Annotated in this window: 25 protein-coding genes; 13 read left to right on the top strand and 12 right to left on the bottom strand. The window is 60.6% G+C overall.

The window, feature by feature from the left end; genetic code table 11:
* Window positions 1–74 precede the first annotated feature (74 nt).
* The 5 genes from JTJ32_RS21115 to lipA all read left to right on the top strand — a co-directional run bounded on the left by JTJ32_RS21115 (window position 75) and on the right by lipA (window position 3,415).
* Complete coding sequence (locus JTJ32_RS21115) at window positions 75–212, top strand: hypothetical protein (RefSeq protein WP_180274272.1); 138 nt, start codon at window positions 75–77, stop codon at window positions 210–212.
* Window positions 213–228: 16 nt separating this feature from the next.
* Complete coding sequence (locus JTJ32_RS21110) at window positions 229–1,389, top strand: D-alanyl-D-alanine carboxypeptidase family protein (protein WP_099227094.1); 1,161 nt, start codon at window positions 229–231, stop codon at window positions 1,387–1,389.
* A 94-nt stretch (window positions 1,390–1,483) separates the two neighbouring features.
* Complete coding sequence (locus JTJ32_RS21105) at window positions 1,484–1,759, top strand: DUF493 domain-containing protein (protein ID WP_004885838.1); 276 nt, start codon at window positions 1,484–1,486, stop codon at window positions 1,757–1,759.
* Window positions 1,759–2,415 carry a lipoyl(octanoyl) transferase LipB gene (gene lipB, locus JTJ32_RS21100; RefSeq protein WP_099227093.1) on the top strand — a complete coding sequence of 219 codons (657 nt, stop codon included), beginning with the start codon at window positions 1,759–1,761 and terminating at the stop codon, window positions 2,413–2,415. Before JTJ32_RS21105 ends, lipB begins: the two co-directional genes overlap by 1 nt.
* Window positions 2,408–3,415 (top strand): lipoyl synthase, encoded by a 1,008-nt coding sequence (lipA, locus tag JTJ32_RS21095; RefSeq protein ID WP_099227092.1) that lies wholly within the window; start codon window positions 2,408–2,410, stop codon window positions 3,413–3,415. The genes lipB and lipA overlap by 8 nt, the downstream gene beginning before the upstream one ends.
* A gap of 201 nt (window positions 3,416–3,616) precedes the next feature.
* On the opposite strand, the gene JTJ32_RS21090 is transcribed toward lipA, so the two are convergent.
* The 5 genes from JTJ32_RS21090 to cbiE all read right to left on the bottom strand — a co-directional run bounded on the left by JTJ32_RS21090 (window position 3,617) and on the right by cbiE (window position 8,367).
* Window positions 3,617–4,945 carry a lytic murein transglycosylase gene (locus JTJ32_RS21090; RefSeq protein WP_099227091.1) on the bottom strand — a complete coding sequence of 443 codons (1,329 nt, stop codon included), beginning with the start codon at window positions 4,943–4,945 and terminating at the stop codon, window positions 3,617–3,619.
* A gap of 83 nt (window positions 4,946–5,028) precedes the next feature.
* Window positions 5,029–5,184 (bottom strand): alternative ribosome rescue factor ArfA, encoded by a 156-nt coding sequence (gene arfA, locus JTJ32_RS21085; RefSeq protein ID WP_099227090.1) that lies wholly within the window; start codon window positions 5,182–5,184, stop codon window positions 5,029–5,031.
* Window positions 5,185–5,339: 155 nt separating this feature from the next.
* A complete protein-coding gene (locus tag JTJ32_RS21080; RefSeq protein ID WP_210043197.1) occupies window positions 5,340–6,056 on the bottom strand; it encodes a cobalt-precorrin-6A reductase in 717 nt (238 codons plus the stop codon).
* The gene (locus JTJ32_RS21075) at window positions 6,053–7,165 is read right to left on the bottom strand and encodes a cobalt-precorrin-5B (C(1))-methyltransferase (RefSeq protein ID WP_210043196.1); all 1,113 of its coding nucleotides are present in this window, start codon (window positions 7,163–7,165) and stop codon (window positions 6,053–6,055) included. The genes JTJ32_RS21080 and JTJ32_RS21075 overlap by 4 nt, the downstream gene beginning before the upstream one ends.
* Entirely contained in the window at window positions 7,165–8,367 is a 1,203-nt protein-coding gene (cbiE, locus tag JTJ32_RS21070) for a precorrin-6y C5,15-methyltransferase (decarboxylating) subunit CbiE (RefSeq protein WP_210043195.1), read from the bottom strand. Before cbiE ends, JTJ32_RS21075 begins: the two co-directional genes overlap by 1 nt.
* Window positions 8,368–8,520: 153 nt before the next feature.
* Between cbiE and cobG the strand changes: the two genes are divergently transcribed.
* From cobG to JTJ32_RS21030, 8 genes are all read left to right on the top strand, one after another.
* The gene (cobG, locus tag JTJ32_RS21065) at window positions 8,521–9,864 is read left to right on the top strand and encodes a precorrin-3B synthase (RefSeq protein ID WP_210043193.1); all 1,344 of its coding nucleotides are present in this window, start codon (window positions 8,521–8,523) and stop codon (window positions 9,862–9,864) included.
* Window positions 9,857–10,483, top strand: a complete 627-nt coding sequence (locus JTJ32_RS21060; RefSeq protein ID WP_099227085.1) for a precorrin-8X methylmutase — start codon at window positions 9,857–9,859, stop codon at window positions 10,481–10,483. The genes cobG and JTJ32_RS21060 overlap by 8 nt, the downstream gene beginning before the upstream one ends.
* A complete protein-coding gene (locus JTJ32_RS21055; protein WP_210043237.1) occupies window positions 10,483–11,214 on the top strand; it encodes a precorrin-2 C(20)-methyltransferase in 732 nt (243 codons plus the stop codon). The genes JTJ32_RS21060 and JTJ32_RS21055 overlap by 1 nt, the downstream gene beginning before the upstream one ends.
* The gene (gene cobJ / locus JTJ32_RS21050; RefSeq protein WP_210043191.1) at window positions 11,214–12,914 is read left to right on the top strand and encodes a precorrin-3B C(17)-methyltransferase; all 1,701 of its coding nucleotides are present in this window, start codon (window positions 11,214–11,216) and stop codon (window positions 12,912–12,914) included. Before JTJ32_RS21055 ends, cobJ begins: the two co-directional genes overlap by 1 nt.
* A 347-nt stretch (window positions 12,915–13,261) precedes the next feature.
* Window positions 13,262–14,092 carry a hypothetical protein gene (locus tag JTJ32_RS21045; protein ID WP_210043189.1) on the top strand — a complete coding sequence of 277 codons (831 nt, stop codon included), beginning with the start codon at window positions 13,262–13,264 and terminating at the stop codon, window positions 14,090–14,092.
* A 3-nt stretch (window positions 14,093–14,095) separates the two neighbouring features.
* On the top strand, window positions 14,096–14,863 hold the full coding sequence (locus JTJ32_RS21040; RefSeq protein ID WP_236059387.1) for a hypothetical protein: 768 nt from the start codon (window positions 14,096–14,098) through the stop codon (window positions 14,861–14,863).
* Window positions 14,850–15,482: a hypothetical protein gene (locus JTJ32_RS21035; RefSeq protein WP_210043188.1), complete on the top strand. Its 633-nt coding sequence runs from the start codon at window positions 14,850–14,852 to the stop codon at window positions 15,480–15,482. The genes JTJ32_RS21040 and JTJ32_RS21035 overlap by 14 nt, the downstream gene beginning before the upstream one ends.
* Window positions 15,483–15,514: 32 nt before the next feature.
* Window positions 15,515–16,150, top strand: coding sequence for a hypothetical protein (locus tag JTJ32_RS21030; protein ID WP_210043187.1), 636 nt, complete (start codon window positions 15,515–15,517; stop codon window positions 16,148–16,150).
* Window positions 16,151–16,156: 6 nt separating this feature from the next.
* Here JTJ32_RS21030 and JTJ32_RS21025 read toward each other — a convergent pair whose 3' ends face one another.
* From JTJ32_RS21025 to JTJ32_RS20995, 7 genes are all read right to left on the bottom strand, one after another.
* A complete protein-coding gene (locus tag JTJ32_RS21025; RefSeq protein ID WP_184323515.1) occupies window positions 16,157–16,753 on the bottom strand; it encodes a MarC family protein in 597 nt (198 codons plus the stop codon).
* A 72-nt stretch (window positions 16,754–16,825) separates the two neighbouring features.
* On the bottom strand, window positions 16,826–19,615 hold the full coding sequence (gene retS / locus JTJ32_RS21020; RefSeq protein WP_099227078.1) for a hybrid sensor histidine kinase/response regulator RetS: 2,790 nt from the start codon (window positions 19,613–19,615) through the stop codon (window positions 16,826–16,828).
* 88 nt (window positions 19,616–19,703) lie between these two features.
* Window positions 19,704–20,999: a phosphoribosylamine--glycine ligase gene (purD, locus tag JTJ32_RS21015; protein ID WP_099227077.1), complete on the bottom strand. Its 1,296-nt coding sequence runs from the start codon at window positions 20,997–20,999 to the stop codon at window positions 19,704–19,706.
* A gap of 201 nt (window positions 21,000–21,200) precedes the next feature.
* Window positions 21,201–22,805, bottom strand: coding sequence for a bifunctional phosphoribosylaminoimidazolecarboxamide formyltransferase/IMP cyclohydrolase (gene purH / locus JTJ32_RS21010; protein ID WP_210043186.1), 1,605 nt, complete (start codon window positions 22,803–22,805; stop codon window positions 21,201–21,203).
* Between the two features lie 80 nt (window positions 22,806–22,885).
* A complete protein-coding gene (gene fis, locus JTJ32_RS21005; RefSeq protein ID WP_002555375.1) occupies window positions 22,886–23,206 on the bottom strand; it encodes a DNA-binding transcriptional regulator Fis in 321 nt (106 codons plus the stop codon).
* Window positions 23,203–24,216, bottom strand: coding sequence for a tRNA dihydrouridine synthase DusB (gene dusB / locus JTJ32_RS21000; RefSeq protein WP_099227075.1), 1,014 nt, complete (start codon window positions 24,214–24,216; stop codon window positions 23,203–23,205). Before dusB ends, fis begins: the two co-directional genes overlap by 4 nt.
* A 317-nt stretch (window positions 24,217–24,533) precedes the next feature.
* Entirely contained in the window at window positions 24,534–25,880 is a 1,347-nt protein-coding gene (locus tag JTJ32_RS20995; protein ID WP_210043185.1) for a DUF3426 domain-containing protein, read from the bottom strand.
* Window positions 25,881–25,903 lie beyond the last annotated feature (23 nt).

Genomic DNA, 25,903 nt, shown 5'->3' with positions numbered 1-25,903 from the left:
AGTCGCTCTCCGGCAGCGGTGGAGAGCGAGTTGCAGTTGCAGGCTTCGCGCATTGCCATTGGCAGGCGTTGCCGGTGACTGCCCACGAGGTCGTGTGTCGAACAGACGACTTTGTCAGCCAGGGTTACAGCCTGGCGCCACGAGCCGTACCGAAGCGTTTTCGCTTCGCCGGTCTGTTCAGCTTTGCCCGCAAGGGCATGTTTGCCCATTAGCATTTTCGAGAGACGGATGAACATCACCACCTTTGCAAAACGTTTGTGCCTGCTTGTACCCCTGATAATCACTCCGGCTGCCTGGGCCGCAGAACAGATGACACCGGCCGCGCCGCAACTGGCCGCCAAGTCGTATGTGCTGATGGATGCCACCAGTGGCAACGTCCTGGTCGAGAACAATGGCGATCAGCGTCTGGCGCCTGCAAGCCTGACCAAGCTGATGACCGCGTACATCGCGACCCTGGAAATCCGCCGTGGCCAGATCGGCGAGAACGATCCGGTGACCATCAGTGAAAACGCCTGGCGGACAGGCGGTTCGCGGATGTTCATCAAGGTGGGCAGCCAGGTGACCGTCAGCGATCTGCTGCACGGCATCATCATCCAGTCCGGTAACGACGCCAGCGTCGCGATTTCCGAGCACATCGCCGGCAGCGAAGACGCGTTCGCCGACATGATGAACAAGACGGCTGGCGATCTGGGCATGACCAATAGCCACTTCATGAACCCGACCGGTCTGCCGAACCCCGACCATTACTCGTCGGCTCACGACATGGCCAAGCTGGCTCGCGCGATCATTCACGAAGACCCGGCTCACTACGCGATCTACTCGCAGAAAGAGTTCTTCTGGAACGGCATCAAACAGCCCAACCGCAACCTGTTGCTGTGGCGCGACAAGACCGTTGACGGTCTGAAAACCGGCCACACCGAAGAAGCAGGCTACTGCATGGTGTCTTCCGCCGTTCGTGACGGCATGCGCCTGATTGCCGTGGTATTCGGTACCAACAGCGAGCAGGCCCGTGCTGCCGAAACCCAGAAGCTGCTGACTTACGGTTTCCGCTTCTTCGAAACCCAGAACTTCTACCAGAAGGGCACCGAACTGGCCCAGGCTCCGGTCTGGAAAGGTACGGCGCGTCAGGTCAAGGCCGGTCTGGCTGAAGACCTGAGCATGACCATGCCAAAAGGCGACATGAAGAAGCTGTCTGCCAGCATGACCATGAACCCGCAACTGGTTGCGCCAATCGCCAAGGGCGACGTGATCGGCAAGGTCGAAGTGAAGATGGAAGACAAGGTGGTTCACACCGCTAATCTGATTGCGCTGGAGCCTGTGGAGGAAGGTGGCATTTTCCGCCGCGTGTGGGATAGCATCCGCCTGTTCTTCTACGGCTTGTTCAACTGACCTTATTAGTAATCAATGCCGACCTTCTCGCGGCCTGCTCATGATCTGAGCGGGCCGCGTGTCCGTCGTCACGGCTTGTGAGACCTTTACTGCCATGACAGATACCGACGTCAAGTCGCACAAAATCGAATTCCCCTGCGCTGACTACCCGATCAAAGTGATCGGTGACACCAGTGTCGGCTTCACCGATGCCGTGATCGAGGTCTTGAGCAGACATGCCAAGATCGACATCAAGACGCTCGCCGAGCGTCAGAGCAGCAACGGCAAGTACACCACCGTACAACTGCATATCGTCGCCACGGGCGAAGACCAGTTGCGCGATATCAATAGTGCTCTGCGCGCTACGGGTGTCGTGCACATGGTGCTCTGATGGGCGACGCTCTGGGGTTTCGCGATCTGGGTATGATGGATTACGAAACCGCCTGGCATGCCATGCAGCGCTTCACCGATGGCCGCGGCAAAGACGCGGCGGACGAAGTCTGGCTGGTGCAGCATCCTCCTGTTTTTACCCAGGGACAGTCCGGCAAGGCAGAGCATCTGCTGCTGCCGGGCAATATTCCTGTCGTACAGGTCGATCGTGGCGGCCAAGTGACTTATCATGGCCCGGGCCAACTGGTGGCGTACCTGATGCTGGATGTCAGGCGTCTCGGTTTTGGCGTGCGCGATCTGGTGACCCGGATCGAGAACACGCTCATCGCCCTGCTGAACAGCTATGGGGTGACGGCAGCCGCCAAGGCGGATGCACCGGGCGTGTATGTGGATGGCGCAAAGATCGCATCGCTGGGTTTGCGCATTCGCAACGGTTGCTCGTTTCATGGTCTGGCGCTGAACGTCGACATGGACCTTGAGCCGTTCCGCCGCATCAACCCGTGTGGCTACGCCGGGCTGGCGATGACCCAACTGAGCGATCACGCAGAGCAGATAGAATTTTCCGAGGTAAGTGCCCGACTGCGCGCGCAGCTCGTCAGACACCTCGACTACGCTGAGCAGGCGACCCTAACGGGCGGAATAAACGAATATGACTGAAACCGTGCAAACCCTGATCCCGGCGCTCGACGTATCCGAGCGTGTGGCCCGTCCGAAAGTCGAAGCCGGCGTGAAGCTGCGCGGCGCGGAGAAGGTTGCGCGCATTCCGGTGAAGATCATTCCGACCGTCGATCTGCCGAAAAAGCCTGACTGGATTCGTGTACGCATTCCGGTTTCCCCGGAAGTCGACCGTATCAAGCAACTGCTGCGCAAACACAAGCTGCACAGCGTTTGCGAAGAAGCGTCCTGCCCGAACCTGGGCGAGTGCTTCTCCGGCGGTACCGCGACGTTCATGATCATGGGCGATATCTGCACCCGTCGCTGCCCGTTCTGTGACGTGGGTCATGGCCGTCCGAAGGCGCTGGACACCGATGAGCCGATGAACCTGGCCGTCGCGATTGCCGACTTGCGTCTGAAATACGTTGTGATCACCTCGGTTGACCGCGACGATCTGCGTGACGGTGGCGCTCAGCACTTTGCCGACTGCATCCGCGAAATCCGCAAGCTGTCGCCGGGCGTTCAGCTCGAGACGCTGGTGCCGGATTACCGTGGTCGCATGGACGTGGCGCTGGAAATCACCGCCGCCGAGCCACCTGATGTGTTCAACCACAACCTGGAAACCGTGCCGCGCCTTTACAAGGCTGCGCGTCCGGGTTCGGATTACCAGTGGTCGCTGACCCTGCTGCAACGCTTCAAGCAGATGGTCCCGCACGTACCGACCAAGTCCGGCCTGATGCTGGGTCTGGGCGAGACCGACGAGGAAGTCATCGAAGTCATGCAGCGCATGCGCGAGCACGACATCGACATGCTGACGCTGGGTCAGTACCTGCAGCCTTCGCGTAACCATTTGCCCGTACAGCGCTTTGTGCACCCTGATGTCTTCGCCTGGTTCGCCGAGGAAGGTTACAAGATGGGCTTCAAGAACGTTGCCTCAGGCCCGCTGGTACGTTCTTCGTACCACGCTGACGAGCAGGCCAAGATCGCCAAGGCGATGCTCTGACGGTACGCAGCAACACCAAAAGGCCAGGTAGCGATACCTGGCCTTTTTTATTTCGGGACCATTGAGTGGGCCTGCGATCCGGAACGCGTAACGTCCTGAGAGGCATTCCCACGCGGAGCATGGGAACGATCGGTGTAAGGCGTGGTGATCGTGCCCACGTTCTGTCTGGACATACAGCCCGTGACGCTCTGCGTCACCTTTTTAAGGCTTGCGCAGGTTGTTCAGCAATTCATGCGTCGGGTAACCATCGGCGGGCCAGCCGAATGATTGTTGAGCGCTGCGGATGGCCTTGCGTGTGTTGGCACCGATGATGCCATCTGGCGCGCCTGCGTCGTACTGACGGGCGGAGAGCAGGGTTTGCAGCTCGATGCGTTCGGAGCGGCTCAGTGGCACGTCTCCGCGTGGCCAACTGCCCACGACATAGCCTGCACCCTTGAACCGGTCCGAAAGCAGACTGATCGCCAAGGCATAGGAGGTCGAGTTGTTGTACTTCAGGATCGCGCGGAAGTTATCCAGCACCAGGAACGCAGGGCCACGATAGCCAGCGGGCAACAGCAGCGCTGCCTGTTGTTGACTGGCCGCGACCGGAATCGCCGAACCGTCAGGCTGTTTCAAACCCAATTGCTGCCATTCGGCCAAGCTCTTGCGAGTCGTCGAGTCGGCCAGTGCGTAATCGAAACCTGAACTCAGAACAACCTCAAAGCCCCATGGCTGACCGCGCTGCCAGCCGGAGCTTTGCAGGTAATGCGCAGTGGAGGCAAGAGCGTCGGCTGGCGTGTTCCAGATGTCACGGCGGCCGTCGCCATCGAAGTCAACGGCGTGCGTGTTGTACGTGGTCGGGATGAACTGGGTCTGGCCCATCGCGCCAGCCCAGGAGCCCAGCATTCTGTCTGGCGTGATATCGCCATGCTGAAGGATTTCCAGTGCGGCGAGCAATTGGCTCTGTGCAAAGCCCGGACGGCGGCCTTCATAGGCCAGCGTTGCCAGCGAGCGGATGACTGACTGCGAACCCTGAAGCTGCCCGAAGTTGCTTTCCATGCCCCACACCGCGACCAGTGTCTGACGGTCTACGCCGTACTGCTGCTCGATCTTCTGCAGATCATCGGCGTATTGCGAAAGCAGTGCCTGACCCTTGCGCACTCGGGCGGCGGAAATCGCGCCATCCAGATATTCCCACACCGGGCGGCTGAACTCGGGCTGGCTGCGGTCTGCCTTGACGACGCTCATGTCCGGCGTGACCCCGGCAAATGCCTGATCAAAGACGTCCGCGCGGATCCCGGCCTTCAGCGCCTGAGCGCGGAAGCCCGCCTGCCATTCAGCGAAGCTGACAGCGGGTTGAATGGTCAGGGAATCATCGACAACCAATGCAGGTGTGGGCGCAACGGCCGGAGCGGCGGTCTGGGCTTTGGCGGCTTGGAGAGGCGTGGCATCGGCTGCAGTGGGTTTTTCTGCGCAAGCTACCAATGCGACAAGGCTGGAGGCGGCGATGAGTTGGCGCAACTGCGGGCGATGGGTAAAACAAGAAGGCATGCTTGAGTCCAAGGGTATTACCGTTAGGTGCAGACCATAACACGGCCAAGCATCCAAAAGCGCCCCGGAGATGTCGCTTGATATCAGGCCGCTATAACGGAAGAAGCCTCCCAGCTTTTAGACTGGAAGGCTTCGCGGCGGTAGCTGCCTTTGCCCTTGGCGGGTCGTTCCTGTCGGCTTCGGAACAACGGTTGGGCGACGATGGATTTGGCCTTGTTAGGCCGCTTTGGCTTGCTCATGGCAGGGTGCTCCTTGGGAGGGGTGTTGCGGTATGCCGGGAATGATCGGGCAGGGTAGGGCGTGTGTCCAATAGAAGTGTGCTATGGCCGAATCGGCGAGACGTGGGCCCGGTCGCTGCAAGGCTGCATGAAACCCGCATCGGTGCTCAGCCCCGTCATGACTCAAGCGCTCGCAACACCTCATCCACAGTCCGGAATACCCGATCCACTTCCGGCAATTCAGGCCGTTTCAGGATCAGCACCGGCACGCCGCGTTCGCGCGCAATGTCGAGTTTGGGTTCGGTGGAATCGCTACCGCTGTTCTTGCTGATCAGCACATCGATCTGGCGTTGCTCGAACAACTGTCGTTCATCTTCCAGCTGGAAGGGGCCGCGGGCGCCGATGACGTCGCAACGCTCGTTGCCGGGATAGCTGTCCAGTGCGCGAAGGGTCCAGAACTGGTGTTCGGGAATCTCTTCCAGATGTTGCAGCGGCTCGCGGCCCAGGGTGAAGAACGGACGCTTGAAGGGTGCCAGTGCCGCGACCAGTTCCGACCAGTTAGCCACTTCGCGCCAGTCATCGCCGGGTCCGGCTGTCCACGCGGTGCGGCGCAAGGCCCAGCAGGGGATACCGGCGCTATTTGCGGCGAGTGCGGCGTTGTGGCTGATTTGCGCGGCATAAGGGTGCGTCGCGTCCAGCAGCAGGTCGACGCCTTGCTCGCGCATGTACTGCGCCATGCCTTCGGCGCCGCCATACCCGCCGACTTTCAGTTGGCACTTCAGATCGGTCGGCACCCGACCGACGCCCGCCAGGCTGTAAATGTGCTCAGGCCCCAGGGTTCGGGCGATGGCCAGGGCTTCGGTAATGCCACCCAGTAACAGAATGCGGTTCATAGGGTCTCTCCACGTGAGGCAACGCCAGCATGCCCGACGATGCCGCCCTGACGATCAATGGCAAACACCTCGACCTGTACGCTGGCGGGCACCACGCTGCGGGCGAAATTCAGGGCGTGCCGGCATACGGCATCTCCCAGCTGCACACCCACTGCAGTACTCATTGCCAAGGCCTGCTGACTGGTGTTGGCGTCGCGTATCTGCTGTTGCAGCGCAGCATCGGCCCCGACATCTGCCGCCCACAGGGCGAGTTGGGGCAGGTCGATGCTGGAATGCCGACTGTGCAGGTCCATGTGCCCGGCGGCGAGTTTGCTGATCTTGCCGAAGCCTCCGCACAGGCTGAGCCGGGTCACAGGCACCTTGCGCAGATGTTTGAGCACCGCGCCGACGAAGTCGCCCATTTCGATCAGGGCGATGTCTGGAATGTTGTAGACCCGGCGCATCGTGTCTTCGCTGGCGTTGCCGGTGCAGGCGGCGATGTGCGCGTAGCCGTTGGTGAATGCCACATCGATACCCTGATGAATTGACGCGATATAGGCCGCGCAGGAAAACGGCCGGACGATACCGCTGGTGCCCAGAATCGACAGCCCGCCGAGAATCCCCAAACGCGGGTTCATCGTCTTGAGCGCCAGTGTTTCGCCACCCTCGACGCCGATCGTGACTTCGAAACCACCGTCGTAACCCAGCGACTCCGCCAGCCCCATCAAGTGCTGGGTCATCATGCGGCGTGGAACAGGGTTGATGGCGGGCTCGCCGACGCCCAGCACCAGGCCGGGGCGAGTCACCGTACCCACTCCGGTGCCCGCCACAAAGCGCACACCGGGTGCAGACTCAAGCCTGACGCGGGCGAATACCAGCGCGCCGTGGGTGACATCAGGATCGTCGCCTGCATCCTTGAGTGTGCCCGCTTCGGCGTAATCGTCCACACGGCGGCAGAATTCCAGACGCATCTGAACCTGTTTGCCCTTGGGCAGCACGATCTCGACCGCATCGTTCACTTGCCCGCAGAGCAGCAACCGGGCCGCCGCAAGGCTGGTCGCGGTTGCGCAACTGCCTGTGGTCAGGCCGCTGCGCAGCGGTGCGGGTTGTTCGGCGGTCTCGTCGCGCATCAGGGTTTGACCACCTCCAGCAGAGTGATCGGCAGGGCCTGACGCCAGGTGTCGAACTCGCCCAACGGCTGGGCATGAGCGACGTGGATGCGGGTCAGTTCGCCGCCATGACGCTCGCGCCAGGCCATCAATGCGGTTTCGCTTTGCAGAGTGACGGCATTGGCGACCAGCCTGCCGCCAGAGCGCAGTTGCTCCCAGCAGGTGTCCAGCACGCCGGTGCGGGTCACACCGCCACCGATGAAAATCGCGTCCGGCCGTTCCAGACCATCCAAGGCCTGAGGCGCTGTGCCGCGCACCAGTTGCAGACCCGGCACGCCGAGCGCATCGCGATTGAATTCGATCAATTGCTGCCGTCCTTCGTCCGCCTCGATGGCCAGCGTGCGGCAGGTCGGGTGGGCACGCATCCACTCAATGCCGATGGAGCCGCAACCGGCACCGACGTCCCACAGCAGTTCGCCCGGCACCGGTGCCAGACGGGCCAGCGTGATGGCTCTGACATCACGCTTGGTCAACTGGCCGTCATGCTCGAACGCACTGTCCGGCAAGCCTGCCAGTGTCGTCAGGCGCGTGGCGTTGGCATCGGCGCGGCAATCGATAGCGACCAGATTCAACGCTGCAATGTCGGGGTTGCCCCACTCGCTGGCCAGCCCGTCTACACGCCGCTCTGCATCGCCACCCAGGTGTTCCAGCACGGTCATGTGACTGGGGCCGAAACCGCGCTCACGCAGCAGCCCGGCAATGATTGCCGGGCTGCTGCCGTCGTTGCTCAGCACCAACAGGCGCACGCCATGATGAATATGTGCATTGAGCGCAGCGACGGGGCGTGCGACGACGGACAGGGTAACCACGTCCTGCAATGGCCAGCCGAGCCGCGCTGCGGCCAGAGAATAGGAGGACGGCGCAGGCAGGATACGCATCTCATCGATGGTTACGACACGGCTCAGACTGGCACCGACGCCAAACAGCATCGGATCACCGCTGGCCAGCACGCAGACTTCGGCACCGCGCTGTTCAAGCACTGGATTCAGTGAAAAAGGACTCGGCCATGTCCGACGTTCTGCGCGGATGCAAGGCGGCAGCAAGGCCAGTTGGCGTGGCCCGCCGAACACCTGATCGGCATGCAGCAGCGCGTGCCGGGCGTTCCTGCCCAGGCCTTTGTAACCGTCTTCTCCGATTCCCACGACTGTCAGCCAAGGCGACATGCATACCCCTCAATCCGAACTTCCGACAGAGCGCCTTTTCATGCCTGCGGACAAAGCAGGCATAATACCGCGCCCGACGGGGTACAAGTGCTCTAATCATGGACGGTTGCAGCCAGTCTCAGTCAGTTCAGCCAGTTCCTGCCAGGTGATCCATTGAACGAGCAGAAGTCCGCTCGCACATCCAGCGCAACGCTACGCCCCTCGGCCTGTCCGGGGTTGCTGCGTATCGTCCCGGCGCTGGACGGTGGCATCTGCCGGATCAAGCTGCCCGGCGGGGTGCTGCTGGCCGCGCAGGCGCAGGCTGTGGCCCATGCGGCGCGAACCTATGCACAGGGCGTGATCGAAGCCACTAACCGCTCCAATCTGCAGATTCGCGGCGTGGGCGACGACCATGACGGACTGATCCGCGTGCTGATGGATGCAGGTCTTGGCCCTGAAAATCCGGACAGCGACGATGTGCGCAACCTGATGCTCAGCCCGGTCGCAGGGCTGGACGCGCAGATGCTGTTCGATGCCCGGCCGCTGGCGACGCAGATTCTGGCGGCGCTGGAAACGCATCCACGTTTTCATGAGCTGTCGCCCAAGTTCGCGATTTCTCTGGATGCTGGCGAAGCGCTGGTGATGCTGGAGCATCCTCACGACCTCTGGCTTTCGGCGCTTGAGCATGACGGCCAAGTGCTGCTGGCGTTCGGTCTGGCAGGCTGTCCGGCCCGTGACAACCCTCTGGCCGCGGTGCCTGTAGTCCATGGTCAGGCGCTGGTCGTGGCGTTGCTTGAGCTGTTTCTTGAGCTGGCGCGCCCGGAACACACTCGCATGCGTCATCTGCTGGCCGAGGTGTCGAACGACGAAATTCTCAGTCGGCTTTCGGCGCGTTTGAACGTCGCCCTGTGCGTCGAACCCGGAATTACAGGCTGGCAACGTCCTGCCATCCTGCATGATCGTCACATCGGGATTTATCCACAGGCTGATCCAGGCCTGGTAGCGGTTGGCGCTGCCGTGCCGCTGGGACGTCTCGATGCCGGAATGCTGTCGGCCGTCGCGCGACTGGCTACGGAACAGGGCGACGGCTCTTTGCGCCTGACGCCCTGGCAAAGCCTGATGGTGCCCAACGTTACGGTCGAACGAGGGCCGGATGTTCTCGATGCGTTGCAGACTGCCGGCCTGATCGGTTCGGTCGGGCAGCCGCTGGCGCACCTCGTCGCCTGCACCGGTTCGGCCGGGTGTGGCAAGGGACTGGCCGATACCAAGGCTGACGCCCGATTGCTGGCAACGAGCTTGTATGACCGCCGGGCGGTACACCTCACGGGCTGCCGACGCTCCTGCGCAGCGGCGCATGTGGCACCCGTGACCCTGCTGGCCGTCTCGCCCGGCCGTTATGACCTTTATTTTCGCGACGCAGCCCATGCCGGTTTCGGTGTGCTGCGCGCGCGTGACCTCACTATTGAAGCAGTCGGTGCGCTGTTGAACGCCGACTCACGGAGCAACATGCATGATTGATTACATCCGCGATGGTCAGGAGATTTATCGCAACTCCTTCTCGATCATTCGCGCCGAAGCGCGCCTGGACACGATCCCTGCCGACCTGGAAAAACTCGCGGTGCGCGTGATTCACGCCTGCGGGATGGTCGAGGTCATCGAAGACCTGCGCTTCTCTCCGGGTGCCGGCAAGGCCGGGCGTGATGCGCTGGCTGCAGGCGCACCTATCCTCTGCGATGCGCGCATGGTTTCCGAAGGCATCACACGCACGCGCCTGCCTGCCAATAACGAAATCATCTGCACTCTGCACGACGAAGGTGTGCGGGAAATGGCGCTTGAGCTGGGCAACACCCGCTCCGCCGTGGCCCTGGAACGTTGGCGTCCGCATCTGGAAGGCAGCGTGGTGGTCATCGGCAATGCGCCGACAGCGCTGTTCTACCTGCTGGAAATGCTTGACGCCGGTGCGCCAAAGCCTGCGCTGATCCTTGGCTTCCCGGTAGGTTTTGTCGGCGCTGCCGAATCCAAGGCCATGCTCGCCGCTGACAGCCGTGGGGTGCCGTTTGTGATCATGCAGGGCCGTCGTGGCGGCAGCGCCATGGCCGTGGCCGCCGTCAACGCACTGGCCACGGAGATCGAATGATGCAGGCACGCGGTCGATTGATCGGTCTGGGTGTCGGCCCCGGCGACCCGGAGCTGATCACCGTCAAGGCGCTACGCCTGCTGCGCGAGTCGCCGGTGGTCGCGTATTTCGTGGCCAAGGGCAAGAAAGGCAACGCGTTCGGCATCATTGAGGCGCACCTTCAGGAGGTGCAGACGCTGATGCCGCTGGTCTACCCGGTCACCACTGAAGCGCTGCCTGCGCCGCTGTCGTACGAAAAAGTCATCAGCGATTTCTACGACGAGTCAAGCCTGCTGATCGCTGCGCACCTGGATGCCGGCCGGGACGTGGCAGTGATCTGTGAAGGCGACCCGTTCTTCTACGGCTCTTATATGTACCTGCATGACCGTCTGGCTGAGCGTTATGAGGCTGAAGTGATTCCGGGCGTCTGCTCGATGCTGGGTGGCGCTTCGGTGCTGGGTGCGCCGCTGGTGTACCGCAATCAGAGCCTGTCGGTGCTGTCTGGCGTGCTCGCCCATGACGACCTGAAGCGCAAGCTGGCCGATGCCGACGCAGCGGTGATCATGAAGCTGGGCCGCAACTTCCATAAGGTGCGAGAAGTGCTGACCGAACTGGGGATGCACGAACGCGCGCTGTACGTCGAGCGGGCCACCATGGCCAATCAGAAGATCGTACCGCTGGATCAGGTCGACCCGATGTCCTCGCCCTATTTCTCGCTGATTATCGTTCCCGGCGACAGGTGGCAAGGCTGATGGCACACAACACTCCAGCCATCATCATTCTTGGCAACGGCAGTCTGACGACCGCGCGACGTATCCAGCGTCTGTATCCCGATGCAGTGGTCCACGGTCTGGCCGAGCGGGTGCAGGGTGCGGACAGCACCTACACCGAGTTTGGCGCCACCGTGCGTCAGCTGTATCGGGAGAACACCCCGATCATTGCGCTGTGCGCGGCGGGCATCGTGATTCGTACCCTGGCGTCGTTGCTGCTGGAGAAGGGCGTCGAGCCGCCGGTGCTGGCCGTGGCCGAAGACGGCAGCGCGGTGGTGCCGCTGCTGGGCGGGCTGGGTGGTGTCAACGTCATGGCCCGTACGATTGCCGCAGGCCTTGCAGTCAATCCGGCGATCACCACCAGTGGCGAACTGCGATTCGGCACCTGCCTGCTCAACCCGCCGAGTGGCTATGCCTTGGGCGATCTGGAACTGGGCAAGCGCTTCGTGTCCGATCTGCTATCCGGCGAACAGGTGCGCATCGAAGGCGACGCGCCCTGGCTGGCTCAGGCGCAACTGCCCGAAGACCCGCAGGCAGAGCTGACGATCCACATTGGCTCCGGGCTGCGTGAGCCGTCGGCCAGCGAACTGCTGATCTATCCGCGCAATGTGCTGGTGGCGGTGGACGAGTGTTCACCTGAAATGGCGTCGCAGGTTCGTCAGGCCCTGCGTGACGCTCGAATTGCCGAACAGTCTCTGGCTTGCCTGCTGGCAAGTGAGCAACACATGGCCAACGCGCTGCTGCATCAGGCGGCAGATGAGCTGGATGTGCCGGTGCGCTTTGTCACGGCAGGCTCGGCCAGTCACATGGCGATGAGCGCCGTGCCGCAGTTACTGCCACCCGTGAGCCGTCCGGGCATGGCCATCGCCGTCGCAGCTGAACCGCTGGACGTAAGCCATATCGGTCGTGGCCGTGGGCGTCTTGCTGTGATCGGCCTCGGCCCGGGGGCTGCTGACCTGATGGTGCCAGCGGTCAAGGCAGAGCTGGCGCGGGCCAATGACGTACTGGGTTACGAAACCTACGTGCGCATGGCCGGGCCGTTTCGTGCGGATCAGGTGCTGCACTGCACCGATAACCGCGAAGAGATGATGCGTGCGCGCCATGCGTTCGAGCTCGCGGCACAAGGCCGTTCGGTCGTGGTGGTGTCGTCGGGCGATCCCGGCGTGTTCGCCATGGCCTCGGCCGTGCTCGAAGCGCTGCATGAGTCAGACAATTCGCAGTGGCATGCCGTCGAACTGGAAATCCTGCCCGGCGTTTCTGCCTCGCTCGCCACTGCCGCTCAGGCCGGCGCACCCCTGGGGCATGATTTCTGCGTGCTGTCGCTGTCGGACAATCTCAAGCCGTGGGACGTCATCGAAAAGCGTCTGGACCTCGCCTGTCAGGCTGATCTGGCGCTGGCGTTCTACAACCCGATTTCCCGCTCGCGGCCTTGGCAACTGGGCCGGGCGCTGGAGATCGTGCGTCAGCACCGCACGCCTGAAACGCCGGTCACGTTGGGCCGTGACATTGGTCGTCCGGGTCAGACCCTGCGCATCATCACGCTGGGCGAGCTGACGCCCGAGCAGGTGGACATGCGCACCATGGTTCTGATCGGTTCTTCCCTGACCTGTACCTTTCCTCGCAATGAGGGGGGGCTGTGGGTCTACACGCCACGCTGGTACGGCGCCAAACCGGCGAAATAATGTAACTGACTGTCGGCGTTCTTCCACAAGGAGGTGGGAAAACGCCGAAGCTTATCCGCCTGTGTGCTGCGATCTCGCAAGTTTTTTAATCCCCGGTCTGAATGAATGTATTCCCCTTGAACGATGGACAACGTAGTCGTTTTCCTCTTCTGTCCTGTGAAAGTTCATAAGTCCTTATATGTCGTAGGTTGTGATTCATGGACTGAGTCGCGTTTTTTCAACTGACCCATTTGATGTTCATCATCAGCGGGGCTCTTTGCTGCTGCGGTCAGCCGAACGCCCGGTTGATTGTTTGGTTATTCTCGTTGGCGTCCACAAGGACTTTCATGAATTAAAGGACTAATGAAATGAAAAACGAAACAATCATGAACAGTATTGACCAGGTCGACTTCGCAGGGCTGGCCAACTATAAGCTGGCTGACGCTTCCCTTTCGCTTGTCGAGCATGTTGACGCGCTGGCTGCGCGTTCGGCATCTGCAAGTCCGCTTTCGGATCTTCAAGAGGGTGAAAATGGCGCAGCGGCTGCGGTAGCGGCGGGCACCCTGATCGCATTTGCCGAGGGTGTATCGCGCCAGAACAAGGATGACGTAATGGACTCCTTGCTCTACGCCACATTGGTCGCCAACGAAAAATTCAATCCCGAACTTCAGAGTGATCTGTGGTACGGCTTGTTCAACAAGGTGCTGTCGGCGCTTGGCTGGCTCTCGACAAACTGGAGCTATGCCCGTTATCGCGCCACGCAGCAACGTTTCACGATGGATGAAGTCGGTCTGGAGATTCTGGGCTCGGCGATTGCCGCCGCAACGCTGCCGGGATCCGCGTCGCTCTCCATGTTGAAAGTGGCCAAGGACGCCGTTACCACCCTGAGCGCCAAGAAGGAGCCTCTGCGTCTTTTCGAGCGCCAGACCAAGACCCACCGTGGCGGTAACTTCCGTATCGCCGCCTGCGCCCAGTCTGCCGATGGCGATGTCAGTCTGGCCATGGGCGCGGTTGCCTTCAGCAGCAACATAGGTGTGACCAATGTCATGTTCTGGGAGTGGCAGAGCTCGGATGTCGAGACCTATAAAGGTGAAAACAGCCTGGTGCTCAACACTCGCGTCTATGCCAGCGTTCGCGATGTGGTTCAGAAGAAACTGGGCGATAACGCCAAAAATGCTCTCGAAGAATTTGATATCTGATTCTTGCTTGCGGAAGCCTCGTGCTTCCGCAACGTTCAGAAGGAACTGAGAATGGAACAGGTATTTAAAGGACGTGTGGTCAACGCAGGCAGTCTGCTGTTCTTTCCCGAAGAGCAGCAGATTGAATGGCCAAACGATATTCTGGATTCAATGCTGTATACCCAACTGGCGGCGTCCAGAAAGCACGAAAGATTCAACGATTTCGAACGTTGGAAAGAGGTTTGGCTCGCCGCTGCGCTGCGTTTTGGCTGGGCTTTGAAAGCGAGTGAACATGTAAGCGAACCACTGGCGAAGGGGACGCTGAATACGGTCTGGAGCCTTGCTGCTCGAGCCTTTTCCACATCCGTTTCGAGCTCGGCGCTGACTCGAACCGAAGCGTTCATGCAACTGGCGAATGCGCAGCCGGCGATAAAACTGCTGGCAAGCCAGGCCATGCACGTCGAGGCCCCCCCGCCCGACAGCAATGATCCTTCGCGCAGAACCAGGGCAGGGCAAAGCACCTTGGCACTGCAAGTGGGGTTCGTTACTGCGGATCGCACTCTTGACCTTGCGCTGGTGCATTTCAAGACCCGTCAGACCCTGACGGGGGAGTTTCTTTTCAAGCAGATTGAGCCCGGACAGATCCTGGGAAATGTCGAGGTGACTGTCTACTCGATGCAGTTGATGGATCAGGTCTATGCGCCATTTCGCGAAGTGTTCCATACCGCCCGGCTAAAGCAGGATCCTTCACTGACCCTGTCGCTCGGGGAGGTGGCCCATGTCGCTCAATGAAAGCATTTTGCACAGCAACCGCCTGGTCTCTTTCGATGAGGGCATTGATGTCGGTCTGCGGCAGGACATTATGGACTGCCTTCTCTATGCGCAGCTTCGCGCCGATGGCGAGACGTCGGTGCAACGCAACTGGAGGGGGTGGCTGGGGGCTTACCGAAGATCCGTGGGCGATGCCGGAGCGCAGCGTACCGCAATCATCGCCGATACGACGTTCATGATTCGTCGTCTTCGCGACTTGAGGCACCCACCTTTTTTGAATGGATTCCCGTCATCCGAGCTCCGTGAACTGTTCAGCCGTTCATTCGATACGCTCATGAATAGCGGACACGCAAAAGCGTTTTTCAACTCATGGTTCAGCTCGGGACGATCCGAAAGTATTCAGGTAGTGCCCTGTGTCATGGCTGACGAGGGTGAGGTCTCCATCATGCTGTGCGGTCTGCAGATGACCACAATGGCAATCAGCAAAGGATTTTTCCCTTGGGAGCTACTCAATGGCGAGATGAGGGTTGACTGTGCCGGCGCTGCTTACCGGTTCAGCCGTGAGCTGTTCGAGCCTGCCCGTGTACGTATTCAGAATGAACTGGCCAGCCATGCCAAAAGGGAAGTCATTCGTTTGTAACCTGTACCAATCCCATGGAGGGGATTATCACCATGAGCGTGGACGAAACCAACGCTGTCTATCTGGGGGGCATGCCAAGTCTGGTGACGTTTTTGCCCGGTCTGTCTGTGCAGGAGCGACAGGATCTTCAGGGCGTACTGCTGGACGCCCAGCTGTTTGCTGGAGCGCACCTGGATTTTGAAAAACAATGGAGCAGCTGGATGCACTACTACCGCAGCAGACTCCGTTATCGCGGTGTGCATCCACAGAGTCTGGTCATGGATGATTCGCTGCTGGTCAGCAGCGTGGAGGACTTGAGGCGCGCGACTTTTGCCATCAGGGGCGTGGGTGATCACCAATTGCTCGGGGACCTTGTCCGCCGTTCATTCGAGGCGGCGGGCATCTATCAGGCAGCCGGTGCCTATTTTCAATCGGGCTCAGGAAGATCACGTCTTGGCAGCTTTCAGATCGTACCCTGTGCACAGATGGGTAACGGTCAGGTCCTGATGCTGCTCTGTGGTCTGCAGTTGGTAGCGGATGCTTATTCGGCTGGCGGGCGCAGGTTGCTGTTCTTTTTCAAGGGGGGGAGTTACACCTTCGACAGTCAGACCTACGCAGCGCATCGCGAGGATGTGATCCGTTATCTGGGTGGAAAGAGCAAAAGCATGATCCGTGCGATTCATATCTGAACCGGGTTACGTCACCAGATAGCCCCGCACACCCGTAAATATTATTTGCGCGGCCAGTGCACAGACGAAAAGCCCCATCAGCCGACTGACGATCTGCAGGCCCTGGTCGCCGAGGATACGTTCGATTCGGTTGGAGAGGTAAAGCACCACGCCGACTGTCAGACTGGCCAGCGCAATACTCATGATGGCGGTGAGCTTGTCATCCCAATGTGGCTGGCTGACGCCCATGACCAGAAGCGCGCCGATTGTGCCGGGGCCCACGGTGAGCGGAATGGTCAGTGGAACGATGGTCACGTCCTGCTGGATGTTATCGGTCTGAACTACAGACTTGCCCTGAGCCATACCCAGAGCGGAGATAAACAGCACGCTGCCGGCGCCTATACGGAACGCATCGACCGTGATGCCAAACACATCGAAAATCACTCGTCCGAACAGGTACAGCAATACGCTTGAGACCAGCGTCGCCAGCGCGACTTTCCAGGCCAGGCGCTTCTGTTCCTTGCGCGAGTGGCCACGGGTCAGACTGATAAAGCAGGACAGCACGAAGAACGGGCTGTAAAGCACCAGCATCTTCAAGTAAACGCTGGACAACACATGGAGCATGGCGTGGGCTCTTGGCGGCAGAGGGCGGGCGAGAGCAGTCTATCAGGCAGCGGGCTGCCTGACCTGACGATGTCAGTTCTGCTGGTAAAGTTCGCCGTCCGATGTGAGGCCGCGAACCTTGTCCCGTTGCGCCACCCAGTGCTCGACCAGCTCACGCAGTTGCGACAGTTCGATAGGCTTGGCCATGTGTCCGTCCATGCCGGCCTGGCGGGCGCGATCCTTGTGTTCAGTGAGGATGTGCGCGGTCAGGGCCACGACCGGCGTGCGCACGCGCTGATTGCCGACTTCCCATGCGCGTAACTGCTCGGTGGCCGAGAAACCATCCAGGATCGGCATTTCGCAGTCCATCAGTACCAGATCGTAGCGCTGCGCTTTCATGGCGCGAAGGGCTTCCTCGCCATTGCTGGCCGTATCGGGATGCAGGTTGAGTTTGCCCAGCATGCCGCGGATCACCTTGGTCGAGATATTGTTGTCTTCGGCCACCAGGATGCGGAAATCACTGGGCACACGAACCGGCATGTTCAACACAGGGCCCGGATTGATCGGAGCGACGCCCTTGTTCAACTGGGTCAATTCATCGGCCAGCGTAGTCTTGAGCGTGTAGCCCGCCACAGGCTTGGCCAGAATGCGTTTGATGCCCGCATTACGGGCAATGATCTTGCTTGGCGCATTGCTGATGCCGGTCAGCATGATCAGCAGAATGTCATGGTTGAGGCTTGGGTCTTCCTTGATCTTGGCCGACAGCTGCATGCCCGTCATGCCCGGCATGTTCTGATCCAGCAGCACTACGTCAAAGTAGTCACGCAAGTGCGCCTTGGTGCGCAGCAGGGCCAACGCTTCCTTGCCGGATGCCACAGCGCTGACGTTCAGGCCCCAGGCGCTGCATTGCTGCACCAGCACCTTGCGGCAGGTGTCGTTGTCATCGACCACCAGCACGCGGGCATCTTTCAGCGGGCTATCCAGGTCAATCGTCGGCTGTTCAAGCAGCTTGGCGTCCAGCGGCAGTGTCAGCCACAGGGTATTGCCCGGCGTGCCGCTGTTCTGGATACCGAATTCGCCATCCATCAGCACGATCAGTTGCCGCGCGATGACCAGCCCCAGGTGGCCGCCCAGCTTGCTGCTGGCCAGGAAATTCTTGCTGTGCAGTTCCGCGTGCAGCAGGGCGTCGCGCTCTTCATCCGACAGCGATTCGCCGGTGTCCTGCACGGAGATGCGCAGGCGCGGCTTGCCGGACTTTGCGGTATCCAGCGCGACGGCCAGCAGGATTTCACCTTCTTCGGTTTTCTTGAGCGCGTTTTCCAGCAGGCTCAACAGCGTCTGGCGCAGTCGGGTCGGGTCGCCGCCGATCACGCGTGGCACCTGTGGCTGAATCAGGCTGATGAGTTCGACCTGTTGCTGTTCGGCTTTGGCGCGGAAGATGTTCAGACAGTCCTCGACCAGCGCACTGATGTCGAACTGTACGTCATCCAGCTCGATCTGGCCCGACTCAAGCTTGGTGATGTCGAGGATTTCATTGATCAGTGTGAGCAGTTCATTGCCCGCGCTGTGAATGGTCTGCACGTAATCGCGCTGCTTGACCGACAGCGGTGTGCCGAGCAGCAGTTCGGTCATGCCCAGCACGCCATTCATGGGGGTGCGGATTTCATGGCTGATCTTGGCCAGAAATTCGGCCTTGGCATTGATTTCGGCGGTGCTGGCGGCCTGGTCGCGGCTGATGCTGAATCGGTCTTCGGTGATGCTGCGCTGGCGTTCGCTAAGAGCAATGCTCATCAACAGCCCGCTGATGCAGAACACGCACAGCAGCGCGAGGATCAGCCATTGCGGCGGCACCAGGCTCAGCCACAGCAGGCCGGGCAGCACAATCATGTAGCCGATATTGAAGGTGATCATGCCCAGCACGAACAGGCGCGCCGAGCGATAGCCTTTCTGCCAGTGCCACACCGAGACCGCGAGGATGCTCAGTGTGGTCATGGAAACCAGCACGAAAGTCAGGATGTTGATGGGCAGGTCGTCGTCGAGCACCACAAGCAGCGCACCGACGCCCATGAGCACCGCGTTACCCAGCAGCAGACGATCCAGCACTTTCACGTTGCGATGGACAAAGAAGCAGTAGGTGTAGATCAGTCCGGCAATCGCCGCCATCAGCAGCGCGAGATGGGCACCGGGTGTCTGCGCAATGTTCCAGGACTCGAGCGGGCTGAGCAGGTTGAGCAGCAGCAGGGCGCTCAGTGCCAGCAAGGCTTCACAGGCCGCCAGCCACAGGTTGCTGCGCGAGCGGGAGTGTCCGTAGCGGGTCAGGTTCTGAATGATCAGCATGGCCAGTGCACCGAACAGCAGGCCGAACAGGAATGGCTCGGTTTCGTCGGCTGCGCTTTCGATGGCGGGCTCCAGCGTGATGCTGGGACGCATTTGCTGGGTTGATACCAGCCTGAGGTAGATGTCCAGCGGAACACTGCTTTGCGGCACGGTCAGCAGGAAGTCGTTGGACGGCAGTCGCTGATCCTGCCTGGGCACCTCGTTGCCTGTGCGCATATAGTCGACCAGCCGGTCGCCGTCCATGACGTACATGTCGGCGGTGGCCAGGTCGGGGGCAAAGATGCGCAGCAGTTGCTCGTGCTGGGTCGGATGCTGTCGATAGTGCAGCCACACAGCACTGTGTCTTCCGGCGGCGGTGACGCGCTCGAGTTCGACAGGACTGAACTGATTCTGATAGCGCGCCGAACGGATTTCATCCAGATCCAGGCTTGCCTTTTCGTCGAGCAACGTTGACCAGCCCGATCCATGATCGGCTTGAGCCGAGAGCATGAAGAGCAAGGTCATCAACGCGACGGTTGAGGCTATGGCAATCCTGAGCCAGCGCACAATGAAATCCCTTCGTAAGTGAATACCTGGTAAAACTGCGCAGCACCGGTACAACCGGCCAGCCTCGGAGAGAGGCCGGCCCGGTCTTTTATTCCAGGCTCTCACCACGCTCACGGGCAATGGCCCGGTAGCCAATGTCCTTGCGATAGAAAGCCCCTTCCCAATCGATTTTCGCCGCCAGCGCGTAGGCGTTCTGCTGAGCGCTGCCCACGCTGTCGCCCAGGGCTGTCGCACACAGTACACGACCACCGCTGGTCACGACACGGCCATCCTGCAGGGCGGTGCCAGCATGGAAAACCTTGCCGTTGAGTTTAGCGGCTTCATCCAGTCCGTTGATGGTGTCGCCCTTGGCGTAGTCGGCAGGGTAACCGCCTGCAGCCAGGACGATCCCGAGGCTCGGACGTGGATCCCATTGTGCCTCGATCTTGTCCAGCGCCTGTGCCAGGGCCGCCTCGACCAGCAGGACCAGGCTCGATTGCAGTCGCAGCATGACCGGCTGGGTTTCCGGGTCGCCGAAACGGCAGTTGAACTCGATCACCTTGGGGTTGCCAGCCTTGTCGATCATCAGACCAGCATAGAGGAAACCCGTGTAAACGTTGCCTTCCTCTGCCATGCCCCGGACGGTCGGCCAGATAACCAGGTCCATGACGCGCTGGTGAACCTCGGCGGTGACTACGGGGGCAGGGGAGTAAGCACCCATGCCGCCCGTATTCGGGCCGCTGTCGCCATCGCCGACACGTTTGTGGTCCTGGCTGGTCGCCATGGGCAGGACGTTCTTGCCGTCGACCATGACGATGAAGCTGGCTTCTTCGCCATCGAGGAATTCTTCGATCACGACTCGCGAGCCCGCATCGCCAAAGGCATTGCCGGCCAGCATGTCGCGTACGGCGTCTTCGGCTTCGGTGAGGGTCATCGCGACGATGACACCCTTGCCGGCCGCCAGGCCGTCGGCCTTGATCACGATCGGTGCGCCTTTTTCGCGCAGGTAGGCCAGTGCAGGCTCGATTTCGGTGAAGTTCTGGTAATCGGCGGTCGGGATCCTGTGGCGAGCCAGAAAATCCTTGGTGAACGCCTTGGAACCTTCAAGCTGGGCTGCACCAGCGGTTGGGCCGAAGCAATCCAGGCCGCGGCTGCGGAACAGATCCACGACGCCAGCCACCAGGGGCACTTCCGGGCCGACGATGGTCAGCGACACGTTCTTCTCGGCGAAGTCAGCCAGTTGCTCCAGCGCCAGTACATCGATCGCAACGTTTTCGCACTTGGCCTCGATGGCCGTGCCTGCGTTGCCCGGTGCGACGAACACTTTTTCTACACGTGGATCCTGCGCGACTTTCCATGCCAGGGCGTGTTCACGACCGCCACTGCCGATAATCAAAACATTCATGTCAAAAACCTCGATGACGCTGATTCTGGGAGGTAGCGCGGCAATTCATCGTCAGATGACCCCGCGGTACGAGGTCGCAATGACGTAGGTGTATGCAAGGCGGATGGGGCTTCGCTGAGCGGAGTTGCCTCCTGGCAATGAGCATCAGCGGAGCCCCATCCAACGCAGCAGACGCCTGCGTCATTGCGGCCGTTTCCTGAGTTAGTGGCGGAAGTGGCGCATCCCGGTGAACACCATCGCAATACCGGCTTCGTCTGCCGCTGCGATGACTTCATTGTCGCGCATCGAACCACCCGGCTGGATGACAGCGGTGATACCCACCTTGGCCGCGTTGTCGATGCCGTCGCGGAACGGGAAGAACGCGTCGGAGGCCATGACCGCACCCTGGACCTGCAAACCGGCGTGCTCGGCCTTGATGGCGGCGATGCGTGCCGAGTTCACGCGGCTCATCTGGCCTGCGCCGACACCAATGGTCTGGCGGTTCTTTGCGTAGACGATGGCGTTGGACTTCACGTACTTGGCGACTTTCCAGGCGAAGATCAGGTCGTGGATTTCCTGCTCGGTCGGGGCGCGCTTGGTGACGACCTTGAGGTCGTCGGCTGTAATCATGCCGATGTCACGGCTCTGCACCAGCAGACCGCCGTTGACGCGCTTGTAATCCCACGCTGGGGTGCGCTCGCTCCATTGACCACAGGTCAGCAGGCGCACATTGGCTTTGCTGGCCACGACGGCCTGCGCTTCTGCGCTGACGCTCGGGGCGATGATCACTTCGACGAACTGACGCTCGACGATGGCCCTGGCTGTCTCGGCATCCAGCTCGCGATTGAACGCAATGATGCCGCCAAAGGCCGACTCGGTGTCTGTGGCGTAGGCCAGCTCGTAGGCCTGACGAATGCCGCCTTCGTCGTCCGGGCACACCGAGACGCCGCATGGGTTGGCATGCTTGACGATCACGCAGGCGGGTTTGACAAAGCTCTTCACGCATTCCAGCGCGGCGTCGGTATCGGCCACGTTGTTGAACGACAGTTCCTTGCCCTGCAACTGGGTGGCGGTCGCGATGCCGACTTCGGCAGGCTTGGCTTCAACGTAGAACGCCGCGCTCTGGTGCGGGTTCTCGCCGTAGCGCATTTCCTGTGCCTTGACGAACTGGGTGTTGAAGGTGCGAGGGAACTGGCTGCGGCCTTCGGTGCTCAGGGTCTGTGCGGTCTGATCGACGCTGCCCAGGTAGTTGGCGATCATGCCGTCGTAGGCAGCAGTGTGCTCGAACGCCTTGAGCATCAGGTCGAAACGCTGGGCGTAGGTCAGGCCACCGGCCTTGAGACTTTCCAGCACCTGGCCGTAGTCGCTCGCGTTGACGACGATGGCGACATCCTTGTGGTTCTTGGCGGCGGAACGGACCATGGTCGGGCCGCCGATGTCGATGTTTTCAATCGCGGTCGGCAGGTCGCAGCCCGGCTTGGAAACGGTGGCTTCGAACGGATAGAGATTGACGGCAACCAGGTCGATCGGGTTGATACCGTGCTCGTTCATGATTGCATCGTCGATGCCGCGACGACCCAGGATGCCGCCGTGGATCTTGGGGTGCAGGGTCTTGACCCGGCCATCCATCATTTCGGCGAAGCCTGTGTAGTCGGCCACTTCCACTGCCGCGACGCCATTGTCCTTGAGCAGCTTGAACGTGCCGCCAGTGGACAGGATCTCGACGCCCAGCGCTTCAAGCTCGCGGGCGAATTCGAGGATTCCGGTCTTGTCGGATACGCTGATCAAAGCGCGGCGGATCGGCAGGCGGGTAGTCTGGTCGGTCATCTCGATTTCCATCAAAGCAAAAGAAGTCAGCAAAAAAAGGCGACCGCTGTCAGGTGGGTCGCCTTTTCTGTTTTGAATGCTTAAAGCAGATCGTACTGTTTGAGTTTCTTGCGCAGCGTGCCGCGATTGAGGCCCAGCAGCTCGGAGGCCTTGGTCTGGTTGCCCTTGACGTAGTTCATCACGCTTTCCAGAAGCGGAGCCTCGACTTCCGACAACACCAGGTTGTAGACGTCAGTGACGGATGCGCCTTCCAGGTGGGCGAAATAATTGTGCAACGCCTTCTCGACACTGCCACGCAGGGTCTGACCCTCTTCGCTGGGCGTGTTCAGGTGCTGTTTCAAATTGACGTTGTCGCTCACGGGTGTTGTTCCACTCACTAAAGTCTCGGTCATCATCGTCATGCGGCCACCTCTTTATCATTCTGGTTATCCGGGCCCTTGCAGCCTTGGCTGAAGAACTCCCGAACGTTGGCGCACTGTGCTTCCGTATCTTCCAATCGATTGAATCGGGCGCGAAACTCCCTGGCGCCCGGCAAGGTTGCGAGATACCAACCGACATGTTTGCGTGCAATTCGCACGCCCATCACGTCGCCATAGAACACATGAAGCGCTGCCAGATGCTCCAGCAGAATTCGCTCCACTTCACCGAGCTGCAGGGCCGGGAGTTTCTCTCCGGTGCGCAGGTAGTGTTCTATCTCGCGAAAAATCCACGGCCGCCCCTGGGCTGCCCTGCCAATCAGTAACCCGTCCGCTCCGGTGGCGTGCAGTACATACCGGGCTTTTTCGGGTGAATCGATGTCGCCGTTTGCAAACACCGGGATCGACACGGCCTGTTTGATAGCGGCAATCGTGTCGTACTCGGCTTCGCCGGTGTAAAGGTCCGCACGGGTTCGTCCATGGACCGCCAGGGCCTGAATACCGGCCTGCTCGGCAATTCTTGCGACGGTAAGTCCGTTTTTGTTCTCCCGGTCCCAGCCGGTGCGTATCTTCAACGTGACCGGCACATCGACCGCAGCCACCACAGCCTGCAGGATCTCGGTCACCAGTTGTTCGTCTTTCAACAGCGCTGAACCGGCTGCCTTGTTGCACACCTTTTTGGCCGGGCATCCCATGTTGATGTCGATGATCTGGGCTCCCAGGTCGACATTGGCACGCGCCGCGTCCGCCAGCATCTGCGGATCCCCACCGGCGATCTGTACCGAACGGGGTTCGGGATCACCTTCGTGAATCATGCGCAGACGCGATTTGCGGCTGTTCCACAGGCTCATGTCGCTGGTCACCATTTCCGACACCACCAGCCCGGCCCCAAGTTGGCGGCACAACTGACGGAAAGGCTGGTCAGTGACGCCCGCCATCGGGGCGAGGATCAAGCCGTTCTGCAATGTATATGGGCCGATGCGTACCGCCGACATAGCCTTACCTATAGTGGGGCCGAATCATCCGCAGGCCGTGTAAAAAACCGTTTCACACGGTCTGCAACGGGTCGTTCAGCCAGTTGCCTGTGCAACCGTAAGAGCGAGCCGAGAGTTTGAAAAAGGGTGGGCATGATACCCGCTCTCGATGACTGGATAAAGGCTGAATTGGATAAAATCTGAACAACTTTTTCCATGTCGCCAGGATCGGGATTCTAGAGCGATCATCAGGGAAAACTTACCGAACATGTGGGGCTGTTCGGCGAAAAAAGAGCGTAAGGCACGCTTGCGCAGGGTGGCATCACCCTGCAGGATCGCTATTCGGGCGAGCGGAAGTTCAGGCTGTAATTCACGGCCTTCGCACCCGGATCGAGGATATCCAGCGCAATATGGATGGGAGTCTGCGGCGGCATCTCTTCCTTGCCCGCCATTTCGCCGCTCATGTATTCGCCGGGTTTGAACCGACGACTGGCAATCAGCTGACCGCTGGTATCGGCAAACCGCAGCTCCAGCAGCGGAAACGGCTGGGAGAATGAAGCGCGGTTATAGATGATTGCATCCACGATCAGCGCACCTTGAAATTCAGGGTGACTGCGCACCACCAGGTTGCTGCTCTTGAGCAGGGAAATATCGACTTTCGAGGGCACCTTGCAGCCGATCTGCGGGCATAGCTGCTGAAACCATGGACGGTATTGATCCTGGCGCGCCAACTGGTCGAAGTGGTACCAGACGTATTGTCCGGCAAGTCCTGCGAGAGCCAGCAGGATCAGCAGTCCCCATGCAAGGCGACGGCCCCAGCGCGGTTTTGGTCGCTGCCAGTCCAGTTGCAGAGGGTCGTCCGTCAGGTCCAGCAGGGGCTTGTCGCGTACTGCGGGTTCATTGCGTTTGCGTTTGCTGCGCGGATCAGGCTCGGGTTCGTCGTGGCCGTAGTCGTCATCATGCTCATCGATGTCATGATCGTCGACCGCCGACCAGCGTTCGGTCTTTTCAGCAGCAGGCTGTTTGCGCAGGCTGACAGGCGGCGTTGCGGGTTCGTCATCGTCCAGATGAGCGCCTGCGGTCAGCGAAGGTTCGGTGCGGTCGTTGTCTGAAAGGTGCTTGGGCTCATGGTCATGCGCCGGCTCGTCCACCACTTCGGCCTGTACTTCGGGCAGATGACTGACGTCATCATTGTGCAGCGTGTCGACCCAGGCGGACTCGTCGGCCTGAGGGCTGTCACGCTGCGCCGTCAGCAGGCTGTCATCGTTACGGTTGTGGCGCGCAAACGTGTCCGGCCGCTGATTGTCGCGCTTTTCGAGGCGCGCCAGTTCTTCATCCAGATTCAGATTGTCCAGATCCATTTCGCTGACCTGCCACAGATCCTCGTCTTCCTCCTGAACCTTGGCTGGCTCGACGCGGACGGGTGCAGCAGGCTCTTCAATGGGCGCGTGCGCGACGGGCGGAGGAGGCTCTGCGATCAAAGGCTCGACGATCAGAGGCGCGTCGGTCTGCACCGGTTTCCCGGGCTCTTCGCTCGCTCGCTGCTCCAGCAGTTGTCGGGCAGCGTTGAAGACCTGCAGGCAGGCGCCGCAGCGCACCACGCCGCGTGCCACGCTCAGTTGCGCGTGGCTGACTCGGAAACTGGTCTGGCAGTGCGGGCACTGGGTGACGAAACTGTCGGTCATGCGGCGGTCCGGTTCAGGCGGCG

Origin of the sequence: Pseudomonas alliivorans, from assembly GCF_017826695.1 — a bacterium.
In the GTDB taxonomy this organism is placed as follows: domain Bacteria; phylum Pseudomonadota; class Gammaproteobacteria; order Pseudomonadales; family Pseudomonadaceae; genus Aquipseudomonas; species Aquipseudomonas alliivorans.
The sequence above is the reverse complement of the archived record's forward strand: the minus strand, read 5'-3'. Positions and strand labels throughout refer to the sequence as shown.

Excerpts from the sequence above, each read along its gene's own strand:
- JTJ32_RS21110 (WP_099227094.1), top strand. The coding sequence starts at position 229 with ATGAACATCACCACCTTTGCAAAACGTTTGTGCCTGCTTGTACCCCTG.
- JTJ32_RS21105 (WP_004885838.1), top strand. The coding sequence starts at position 1,484 with ATGACAGATACCGACGTCAAGTCGCACAAAATCGAATTCCCCTGCGCT.
- lipB (WP_099227093.1), top strand. The coding sequence starts at position 1,759 with ATGGGCGACGCTCTGGGGTTTCGCGATCTGGGTATGATGGATTACGAA.
- lipA (WP_099227092.1), top strand. The coding sequence starts at position 2,408 with ATGACTGAAACCGTGCAAACCCTGATCCCGGCGCTCGACGTATCCGAG.
- JTJ32_RS21090 (WP_099227091.1), bottom strand. The coding sequence starts at position 4,945 with ATGCCTTCTTGTTTTACCCATCGCCCGCAGTTGCGCCAACTCATCGCC.
- arfA (WP_099227090.1), bottom strand. The coding sequence starts at position 5,184 with ATGAGCAAGCCAAAGCGGCCTAACAAGGCCAAATCCATCGTCGCCCAA.
- JTJ32_RS21080 (WP_210043197.1), bottom strand. The coding sequence starts at position 6,056 with ATGAACCGCATTCTGTTACTGGGTGGCATTACCGAAGCCCTGGCCATC.
- JTJ32_RS21075 (WP_210043196.1), bottom strand. The coding sequence starts at position 7,165 with ATGCGCGACGAGACCGCCGAACAACCCGCACCGCTGCGCAGCGGCCTG.
- cbiE (WP_210043195.1), bottom strand. The coding sequence starts at position 8,367 with ATGTCGCCTTGGCTGACAGTCGTGGGAATCGGAGAAGACGGTTACAAA.
- JTJ32_RS21060 (WP_099227085.1), top strand. The coding sequence starts at position 9,857 with ATGATTGATTACATCCGCGATGGTCAGGAGATTTATCGCAACTCCTTC.
- JTJ32_RS21055 (WP_210043237.1), top strand. The coding sequence starts at position 10,483 with ATGCAGGCACGCGGTCGATTGATCGGTCTGGGTGTCGGCCCCGGCGAC.
- cobJ (WP_210043191.1), top strand. The coding sequence starts at position 11,214 with ATGGCACACAACACTCCAGCCATCATCATTCTTGGCAACGGCAGTCTG.
- JTJ32_RS21045 (WP_210043189.1), top strand. The coding sequence starts at position 13,262 with ATGAAAAACGAAACAATCATGAACAGTATTGACCAGGTCGACTTCGCA.
- JTJ32_RS21035 (WP_210043188.1), top strand. The coding sequence starts at position 14,850 with ATGTCGCTCAATGAAAGCATTTTGCACAGCAACCGCCTGGTCTCTTTC.
- JTJ32_RS21030 (WP_210043187.1), top strand. The coding sequence starts at position 15,515 with ATGAGCGTGGACGAAACCAACGCTGTCTATCTGGGGGGCATGCCAAGT.
- JTJ32_RS21025 (WP_184323515.1), bottom strand. The coding sequence starts at position 16,753 with ATGCTCCATGTGTTGTCCAGCGTTTACTTGAAGATGCTGGTGCTTTAC.
- purD (WP_099227077.1), bottom strand. The coding sequence starts at position 20,999 with ATGAATGTTTTGATTATCGGCAGTGGCGGTCGTGAACACGCCCTGGCA.
- purH (WP_210043186.1), bottom strand. The coding sequence starts at position 22,805 with ATGACCGACCAGACTACCCGCCTGCCGATCCGCCGCGCTTTGATCAGC.
- fis (WP_002555375.1), bottom strand. The coding sequence starts at position 23,206 with ATGACGATGATGACCGAGACTTTAGTGAGTGGAACAACACCCGTGAGC.
- dusB (WP_099227075.1), bottom strand. The coding sequence starts at position 24,216 with ATGTCGGCGGTACGCATCGGCCCATATACATTGCAGAACGGCTTGATC.
- JTJ32_RS20995 (WP_210043185.1), bottom strand. The coding sequence starts at position 25,880 with ATGACCGACAGTTTCGTCACCCAGTGCCCGCACTGCCAGACCAGTTTC.